Source organism: Bradyrhizobium sp. 62 (assembly GCF_023073035.1).
GTDB lineage: Bacteria > Pseudomonadota > Alphaproteobacteria > Rhizobiales > Xanthobacteraceae > Bradyrhizobium.
Genome location: NZ_JADPIT010000031.1, coordinates 247,233 through 255,459 on the forward strand (window position 1 = coordinate 247,233; position 8,227 = coordinate 255,459).

Consider the following 8,227-nt stretch of genomic DNA (forward strand, 5'->3'; position numbering starts at 1 on the left):
ACGTGATAAGAGACCGTGATGGTCGACCCGTCATAGGACTGGTTCGGCGCCTTCACGTTGCTGGTGACGAGGTCCGCCGGCGGCTCGGCGTTGACATAGATCGCCTTGACGAACGTGTTGTTGTCCGGAGCCGGATATTCGCTGACGCCGTTGTTCGCGTTGGTGTCGACGATGATATAGGCCGGCCCGCCGAGCCGTTTCGGCAGCAACATATTGCCGGTTGAGATCTGGTACTTCTCGCCTGGCGCCAGCGCGGCGGAATTGTCAAAGGAGCCGATCAACATCGCGCTGCCGTCGAGATGGTCGACCAGCGAGATGTAGACGTTGTCCTTCCAGTGGCCCTTGGCCTCGGCGATGCCCTGGTTGATGACCGTGAAATCGAGCGCGACCGTGCCGCCGGCATTCGCCGACGTCGGCAGATTGTCGATCGAGAAGACTTGCAGATCGGGATTTGGAGGCACCACCAGCGTGATCGTGTTGGGATCTGCCAGCGTGTTGTTGCTCTGCGTCGGCTCGTAGACCGGGATGAGACCGGCGTTGGTCTTGACCATCAACTGGAAGACGCCGGCAACATTGCTCGGCAGTTGGACGACCTCCGAGCGCGTGTAGGACAGCCCTGCGCTGAGCGGACCGGTGAAGTCGTAAGCGCCGAGACCGAGAGTGCGGTGCTGACCGCCGACCTCCTGGAGATAGATGCTGTCATACCAGGTGCCATTGGCTGGCCCACCGCCGGCGTTCTGGATGGTCCAGCTGATGTCGATCTTGTCGCCGGCGTTGGCCTGGCTAACCTGGGCCGTCGAGCCCGGCGTCGTCGCGACCACCGTGCCCGGCAGGAGATCGGGGGCGGGTGTCAGATTGATCGTCACTGGCCCCGACACGGTCGAATTGTTGTCGGTGTAAATGAATTCCGACGGACCGCCGGTCGTCACCACAACATAGAAGGTGCCATGCAGGCCGTCCGGAATCATCGCAGTGCCGGTGCGCGAATAGCTGCCGCCGACTGCCAGCGCGCCGACGTGGTCAAAGCTGCCGATGGTCGTAACGATGTTCTTGCCGAGAGGGTCCGTCGCCAGCGCGACGCTGTCGCTCCAGGTCGTGCGGTCGGTGGTGCCGATCGCGTGGGGCGACTGGTTGGTAACGGTCCACGACAACGTGATCGGCTGGCTGCTGTTCGCCGTCTGCGCAACGACAAGGTTTGAAACCGCGAGATCCGAGAACGGTGCGGTGACCACATCGAACATGTTCGATGCTTCCGCCGCGTTGTTGGCCTCGACGCCGTTTTCGAACACATTGTCGTTCGCATCGGTGCGGACGAACAGATGTGAGTGGGTCTGGTACCGTGGCGGCAGCGTGATGGTCAGGCTGGATTGATAGGTCGCACCGGCACTGAGCGCGCCGGTGTGATCGAGCCGACCGATCACAGTGCCATGATCTGGATTGGTGTCGGATGAGACGATGATCACGTCGGTCCAGTTGCCGACCGTCGTCGCGGCCTGGCCGGCGTTGGTCACCGTCCATCCGATCGTGACGGTCGCGGGATCGCCGACGGTCAGGCTGGGCGCGGTGACGGCGGACGTAACGAGATCGGCATAGGGTGCAAGCGCGGCCGTCGCCGTGATGGTCGCCGAATTGTTGCTTTCGGCTGTGCTGGACCCGCTTGCTCCCGCTGCATTGGACTCGCCAACCTGGCTGTAGAAGTCGGTGGTGACGGTGAATTCGAGCTGCCCCGCACCCGGAGATCCCTGCGGCAGGCTGAAGGCGTATTGTTGAGAGCGCGATCCGCCGGCCGCGATCGATCCATTGCCAGAGACCGCGGGATCATAGAGCACATCGCCGAGAGCAACGACCTGATTAGTCGTGACGTTGCGGACCACGACGTGGGAGTAGAACGAACCGGTGACCGCGGCATTGCCCGTGTTCTGCACGGTCCAGCTCAGCAGCGCCCCGTCGCCTGAGCGCAGGCCGGCGGACGGCGTCACGGCGAGATTGGCGACTTGCAAATCGGGCGCCGGCGCCGCCAGCGACGTCACGGTCACACTCGTAATGTTGTTGTTTTCAGCGGTGTTGCTGCCGCCGTTGCCCGAGTTGTTGAACTCGAACACCTGGTTGAAATTATCGGTCGTGACCGTGAATTGGATTTGCCCGGTGCCGCGCAACCCGATTGGAAGCGCATAGCTCAGCTGCCGTGCACGTGTATCACCTGCCGCGATCGCGCCGTTGCCGTTGGTCAATTCCGTATAGGCCACCGGGATCGTGTCGAGCGTCTCGCCCGTGGTCAGATTCTTGATCGTGATGGAATCGTACCAGGAGCCGCTGGTTGCCGCAGTCCCGACGTTGCGGTCGTCCCAATGCAGCACGACGCTGGCGCCGGACTGCAGGCCGTTAGGCGCTTCGACCGAGAGGTTGGCAGCCGTGAGGTCGGGATATGGGGCGACTGTCGAGGTGACAGTTTTGGTGGCGGTGTTGTTGGTTTCCGCCGTACCGTCCGAATTGAATTCAGGCACGGTGTTGTTGCTGTCGGTGGTGATGGAGACCTGGATCTGGCCGATACCGCGGCTACCGTCCGGCAGCTTGCCAATGTATTGCCGCGTCCGTGCACCTCCGGCTGCGATCGCGCCATTGCCCGCCAGGGCCGGATCGTAAGGCACGGTGACCGTGGCGAGCGTTTCGCCCGTGGTCAGGTTCTTGATCACGATCGTGTCGGTCCAAGCGATCGACGTCGCCTTGGTGCCGGTGTTGCTGTCGTCCCAGCGAACCGTGAAGGATGCGCCCGACGTCAGCCCTGCTGGATCAACGCTCACATTGGCGACTTGGAGGTCGGCATAAGGCGCGCTGACGGACGTGAAGCTGAACGAACCGGTATTGTTGGTCTCGGCGGTGCCGCCTTGATTGTTCTCGACGACGACATTGCCGCTGTCGGCGGTGACGGTGACCTTGATTTGGCCGATCCCGCGCGAGCCGTCGGGCAGTACGTAGCCGACCTGCCGGGCGCGCGATCCGCCGGCTTCGATATTGCCGTTTCCGGCCGCGACTGGATCGTAAGGCACCAACAGGGTTGCGAGCGTCTCACCCGTCGTGATGTTCTGGATGACGACCTTGTCCGTCCAGCCGACCGGCGTAGGCCGCGCGTTGGTGTTCTGGTCGTTCCAGTGAATGGTGACTGTGCTGCCCGACGTCACGATGTCGGCCGGATCGACGCTGATATTGCCGACCGTGAGATCGGGATAAGACGCGATTGCAGACGCAACCGAGGCGACCGCGCTGTTGTTGGTCTCGCCGGTCCCGCCGCTGTTATACTCGAAGACATTGTTGCTACCGCCATCGGCGGTAACCGTGACCTCGATATTGCCGACCCCTGCGGCCCCCTCCGGCAGAAGGAACGCCATCTGGCGCGCGCGCTGCCCCCCCGCTTCGATGTTGCCATTGCCGGCAGCGGCGGGATCGTAGGCGGCGAGTTGGCTGATCAGGACCTGCCCACTCGAGGCATTGCGGACGACGACGCGATCTTGCCAGGCGCCCGACGTCGGAGCATTGCCGGTGTTGATATCGTTCCAGTTGACGATCACCAGGTCGCCCGACTGGATCCCGGCCGTGGCGTTGCCGGTGTAGAGCGAGAACGACAGATCATCGGCATAGCCGTCGTTGTAGCTGCCACCTTGACGCGTCATTGCCAGCGTGATCACGACCTTGCGCGCGCCAACCGGGACCAGATCCGTCGCGGTCCGCGCCAGCAGGCCGGTTCCGTTGGCGCGGTCAGCTGCCGTCACGGGTCCAACCGTCGTGGTGCCGAGCACCGTGCCGTCGGCGGCGACGAACTGCGCTGTCAGCGCCGCGTTGTCCTCTTGGCTCGTGAAGCCGCCGAGATAAGCGCCCAAGGCGAAATGGGCGGCGCCGGCATCGATGGTCGTGCTGGCGGAGGCCAGATCGATGATCTGCGCCAGCTTGGACTGCGCGTTATCCTGGCCCCCCGCGAACATGTAGGTGCCGCGATCGGCGGGGCCGGGATCGGTAACGGCCGGTGCAGCTGGGCCGTAGGCGAGCAGATCGGGCGTACCGGTCACGGTCCAACCCGGGAACAGATTGCCGGTCGCACCGGCCTCCGCATTCCCGTTCACGATCAAATTGTGGTTGAAGAGATTCGAGACGCCGGCCGGCGGCTGCAGCGAGACGCCGCTGAGCGTCAGTCCGCTCACCTGCAGATCGGGATAAGGTGCAATCGTCGAGGTCTGAGTCACACTGGCGGTGTTGTTGGTGCCAACGGAATCGGACTCGACGATGGCGCGCTGATAGTTGACGGTGGCCGTGACCTGGATTTGACCGACGCCGGCGACGCCGTTCGGCAGCTGGAAGCTATACTGGCGCTGGCGCGAGCCTCCGCCCGCGATCGCACCGTTACCGGCGGCGATCGGGTCGTACGGCACCGTCGTGCTAAACAACGTCTGTCCAGTCGTTGTATTCTTCACAACGATGAGATCGTTGAACGCGCCGGACGTCGCGAGATTACCGACGTTGGTAACCGTCCACTGCACGAGAAGGTTGCCGCCCGATTGCAGGCCCGTCGCCGGGGTCAGCGTCAGACCGCTGATTTGAAGATCGCGCGTATCGTTGTCGCGATTGACGACGCTGACGTCCGGCAAATTGAGGTGGTTGTAGTTCGCGTCGGTGCTGGTCGCGGTGCCTTGGATCCTGTAGGTGACGTCGCCGTCGATGAGTTGATCGTCCGCGCCCTTGACGGTGACGGTCTGCTCGACGTTCCAGTTCTGAGCCGTGAAGGTCAGCGTGAGAGGCGTAACCGTGCCTTCCGCTGGATTGCTCGACGACAGGCTGATCACGACATTGGCCAGCGGCTGGCTATTCAGCACGATGGTGTAGGAGGCCTGCCCTCCCGATTCAGTCGTCACCAGACCCGACGTCGGCGCGATGGTGAAGCCGGCGAGGTCGTCGTCGCTGTTGATCAGCGTCACATCGCTGGGATCGAAATCGTTGTAGCCGGCGTCGCTTGATATCGCCTTCTTGAGAATGATATGGTAGACGACATCGCCATCCTGAACGCGATCGTCGACACCGGTGACGGTGACGACCTGCGGCGTGTCCCAGTTTTGCGGAGTGAAGTGCAGCGTCCTGACCGACGGCGTACCCTCGGCGGCATTGTCGGTGTCGAGATCGATGTAAACGTCGGCGGAGGGCCGACCGTCGAGCACGACCGAAAAACTGGCCTCCCCGCCAGCTTCCGTGGTCTTGAGACCGGATGTCGGCATCACCGTGATGCCGATCACCTGGCTAATAAGGGTAAGATCCGTCGTGCTGTAGTTCGCAGTCAGGCCCGCCGGAAGGCCGTTGATGTTTCCGAAAGTGCCGAGATGGGAACTGAAGGTCTCGACCTCGAAGCTCTGGCCCGAGGTCGGCTGGAAGTTGTTGATCAGGCTGACGTTAAGCGCACCGGCGAGGCTGGCCGCGCCGTCGACGACGAACTGATCGTACAGCGACCCTGCCGAGATGCCGCCGACCTCGATACTAAGCGCGCCGGCGGCCGTCTGCGTATAATTGCCGGTCACGAGGAGCGATCCGGCCGCGCCGCTGCCGCCGACGACCATCTGTCCCGCGTTCGTCAGATCTGTCGAGATCACGCCGCGGCCAGAAAGCGTGCCGCCCTGAATGTTCACCATCGGCTTGCGCGCGGTGATCCAGATCGGCGCAGCTCCCGCGATGCTTCCGTTGCCGCCGCTCGGTGATGAATCGCGCGCAACTGTGCCGCTGCCTTCGTCCAGCTTCCAGTAGCCGACCAGCCCCGCCTCGGCGCCGCTCAGCGGTTGCGCGGTCGCAAGGATCTGCGCCTGTGTCAGCGCGATGTTCCAGAGGCTCACTTCCGCGAGCCTGCCCGACCACGGCTGGCCCAGCTGCTCGTAGTTGTAATCGTCGCCTATCGTCAGCGCGTGGCTGTCATAACCGATGGTGGCCGTCGAATTGCTCGACGCCACCAGCGATCCGTCGACATACAGTTTGAGGCCGGTCGTATCGTAGGTGAACGCGACCCGGTACCAGGTGTTCTGGACGGGTGTCCAGTTGTAGGAAACCGAGACGCCCGTCGAGGCGTTACCGACAGCCGCTGACAAAGTCCCGCCACTGTACCAGACCACGTAGGAATCCTGGGCGCTGGTCCCGACGGTCTTCCCGAGGATGTGGCGCGTGTTCGATGTAAAGTTGTCGCCGGCGTTGACCCAGGCTTCGATTGTCAGAGCGTTTGTCGGACGCAACGCCGCGCTATCGGCGACCTGAACGTTGTTGTTACTCCCGTTGAAGAGCGGCGACGTCGTTGCGGGCGGCTGCGATTGCGTGGCGAGCTGGCCGGGACGGAAATCGGGCGTCCCGCCCAGCAACCCGTCATTGTGGTTGGCTGTCGCGTCGTGAAGCACGACGCCGCTGCCTTCGTCCAGCTTCCAGTAGCCGACCAGGCCGCTCTCGCTGCCAGCCAACGTAAGGTTCATGTCCGCCTGGATGTCCGCGACGGTACGCGCCACGTTCCAGACCCGGACGTCACGCATCTTGCCCGACCAGGGCTGACCCGCCAGAGAATTGAAATTAATGTCCTCGCCGAGCACCACCGGGTGATTGTCGTAACCGAGCGCGAGCGTCGCCGTGGCGGAAGCAACCAGCGTGCCGTTGACGTAGAGCTTCTCGCCGCTCGCATCGTAGGTGAAAGCGACGTGATACCAGGTATCCTGGACGGGCGCGAAATTATAGCTCAGCGTCGGGATGACGCTTGAAACGTTACCGACCTGGGCGCGCAGCTGGCCGCCCGCGTACCAGACATTGTAAGACGCGTTTGACCCCGAACCCACCGGCTTCGAAATGATGTTGCGCGTTCCGGAATTGTAATTGGCCCCGAAGGTAACCCAGGCTTCCGTGGTCAATGCGTCCGCAGGGCGAAGCACGGCGCTGTCGGAGATTTCCGCGTAATCGTTGGATCCGTCGAAAGACAGCGCTGGTCCCGATGTCCAGTTCGGCTGGCTTGCGACAATGCTACCGAGATATCCCGTATTGCCGTGGCCGGTCGCGTCGGCGACGGTGGCCCCCACCGTCTCGAAATTCCACAGGGCACTGAGGCCGCTCTCGTTCCCGGTCAAATGCCGGTACATGTCGGTGCGGAGCGCATCGGCCGACCGCGCGACGCTCCACACGCTGATCTCATCGATGCTGCCCTGGAAGGAATTGTCCCAGCCTGGGGCCTGCCCGATCCGGAACGGCCCAGTGGTATCACGGATGCCGCTCGGATCGTAAGTACGCTCGCCGGCGAGCGCGCCGTTGACGTACAGCCGCATGAAGTTGCCGGACGTGCTGACGACGGCATCGAAATGATACCATTGGCCGGCCTTGATGAGGCCGGACGCTGTGGAAAGATCGAGCTGTCCGACGGCGACGCGGCTTTGCGGCGTCGAGCTGAAATAGAGGTAACCGGACGAATTGAGCCAGAGCGCGAATTCGCGGTTTGGATTGCCGTTGACGGTATCCGGCCCGTCACCCTTGAAGAATATGTTCTGCCAGGTCCGCGGAAAACCATCCGCCTTGAACCAGCCGCTCAACGGTTAGATCGCCGGACGAATGCAGTGTCGGACTGTCGGCCGTTTCGATGAAATCGTTGCCGTCGAAATGCAGCGCGTTGCCTGACGGCGGCCGCGTGTCCCCGAGCACGCCGCCCTGCAGGTCGACGCTGCCGCCCGTCTGGTCGAAGCGGCCGCCCAATCCAAAGGTGCTGCCGGCGCCGACGGTGATCCCGCCCGCATTGGTGAAGTCTCCGGCGCTGGTGAAATTGTAGCCGTTGGCGATCGTCAGGCTGCCGCCTGCGGCGTTGGCGGTCAGTCCCGACAGCGCGCCCGTCGAGCCGTTGTCGCGGAAGAAACTCGAGCTGGCGCCGTCGACCACGATCGTGGCCGCGTTGGTTGCGATCGCCTGCGGCAAAATCAAGCGTAGGGTCGCACCGTTCAGCACCTGCCAGGTGCCGCCCGTCAGCGTGGAGTTAGCGAAGTTCGTGATGGCTGCGGGGACGATGCTGATGCCCTGCCCCGCCACGTTGGATGTGATCGTTCCGTTGTTGGTCAGCTTGTTGATGCCATTGGTTTCCCACTGCTCGCCTATGGAGCCATTGCCGCCGAGAACGCTGAAGGTGCTGGCAAGCGTCAGCGTCGATGCGCCTTCAATCGTCAGGCGACGCGGCGTCCCAGTCGTCCCT

Annotated in this window: 2 protein-coding genes (1 of these 2 running past the window's edge); both read right to left on the reverse strand. The window is 63.2% G+C overall.

What is annotated here, in order from left to right; genetic code table 11:
- The coding region annotated (locus tag IVB47_RS29025) for a tandem-95 repeat protein (RefSeq protein WP_247466465.1) crosses the window boundary (this coding region is incomplete at its 3' end): on the reverse strand, window positions 1-7,580 show 7,580 of its 32,175 nt. Its footprint begins 24,595 nt before the window's first position.
- Window positions 7,516-8,227, reverse strand: a 712-nt coding sequence (locus IVB47_RS29030) for a hypothetical protein (RefSeq protein WP_247466468.1), incomplete at its 5' end; no start/stop codon positions are given. The genes IVB47_RS29025 and IVB47_RS29030, both read right to left, overlap by 65 nt.